Origin of the sequence: Sphingomonas elodea ATCC 31461 (genome assembly GCF_000226955.1) — a bacterium.
GTDB classification, from domain to species: Bacteria; Pseudomonadota; Alphaproteobacteria; order Sphingomonadales; family Sphingomonadaceae; genus Sphingomonas; species Sphingomonas elodea.
Map to the genome: position 1 here is coordinate 1 of NZ_AGFU01000096.1, position 1,648 is coordinate 1,648.

Below are 1,648 nucleotides of genomic sequence, written 5' to 3' on the forward strand. Positions count from 1 at the left end.
GAGGTCGCGACGCTGACCCAGGCCGACGCCGAGGAGCCCCCCGCAGTCGGCATGCGCTGGCGCCGCCATTTCGTCCGCACCCTTGTCCGCCGACAGGACGCCGTCGTCGTCCTCCCAGACCTCCACGCCATCTTCGCCGACCTCCTCGGCGAGGACATCGTCGCCGCAGCGGCAGCATGACCCCGCGACACCCTCTTCAAATCGCCTGAAGGAAGCACACCATGTCCATCAATATTTTCAATGGCGTATCCTATCCCAAGTTGATGGCCGAGATCGCGCGTCTCGACAGCGCCATGGCGCGCGGGGACATTGCCGAACGTGCCGATCTGGCGCTGGCACAGGGCCAGAACCGGGAAGTGCTCGCCGCGATCAACCAGCTTCTCGAGAAGGTGACGCGTCCGGTGAACGCCCTGAACGACTCCGTCTGCGAGATGCAGGCCGAACACGACAAGGGCGACATCGACGTCGTCCTGCCCATCGAGGCCTTTCAGGGCAATTTCTCGGTCATCGCACGGCGGGTGAACACCATGGTCGCCAGCCATATCGCCGTGAAGAAGAAGGCGATGGCCTGCATCAAAGCGTTCAGCGAAGGCGATTTCAGCGCGCCGATGGAGCAGCTGCCGGGCAAGAAGGCCTTTATCAACGAAACCATCGAGACGCTGCGGGGCAACCTCCAGGGCCTCATCGCCGAAATGCGGCACATGTCGACCGAGCATGACAAGGGTGACATCGACGTCTTCGTGCCGGTCGAGAAATTCCGCGGCGACTTCGCGATCATGGCGCAGGGCGTGAACACCATGGTCGCCAGCCACATCGCCGTGAAGAAGAAGGCAATGGCTTGCATCAAGGAATTCGGCGAAGGGAATTTCAACGCGCCGCTGGATAGCTTCCCGGGCAAGAAGGCGTTCATCAACGACACGGTGGAGACGCTTCGCAGGAATCTGCGCGAGATCACCGAGGAGGTCCAGCGGCTGATCAAGGCCTCCACCGCCGGCCATCTCAGCGAGCGCGGAAACGAAAAGCGCTTCGTAGGCGATTTCGCGGGGCTGGTATCGGGCATCAACGGCATGCTGGATGCGATCGTGGTCCCGATCACCGAGGCCAATCGCGTGCTCAACCAGGTCAGCGCCGGCGACCTGCGCGAACGATTCGAGCTGTCCTGCGAAGGTGATCACCGGCGCATGCGGGATGCGATCAACCTGCTGGTCGACAATCTGCGGGTCACCGCCGACCTGGCCAACAAGATCGCCGACGGCAATCTCACCATCTCGCACAAGCCGCTGTCCGACAGCGACATGCTGGGCACCTCGCTGGTCCGCATGATCGAACGGCTGCGGGTGATCATCGCCGACACCCGCAACTCGGCCGAGCAGGTTGCCGCGGGCAGCCAGGAACTCTCGGCCAGTTCGGAACAGCTGTCGCAGGGCGCGACCGAACAGGCCGCGGCCACCGAGGAGGTCTCCGCCTCGATGGAGGAAATGGCGGCCAACATCCGCCAGAACACCGAAAATGCGGTCCAGACCGAGAAGATGGCGCGCCAGTCGGCCCAGGCCGCCGAAAGCAGTGGCGAAGCCGTCGAGCGTGCCGTCGGCGCGATGCGGACCATCGCCGAGAAGATCGGCATCGTCCAGGAAATCGCCCGCCAGAC

1 protein-coding gene and 1 pseudogene are annotated in these 1,648 nt (G+C 63.7%); both read left to right on the plus strand.

Annotated elements, in window-relative coordinates:
* A pseudogene (locus KK7_RS0118760) lies at positions 1-180 on the plus strand (chemotaxis protein CheW); the annotation flags it as partial.
* Positions 181-263: 83 nt separating this feature from the next.
* Positions 264-1,648, plus strand: a 1,385-nt coding sequence (locus tag KK7_RS21240; protein ID WP_040599288.1) for a methyl-accepting chemotaxis protein, incomplete at its 3' end; no start/stop codon positions are given.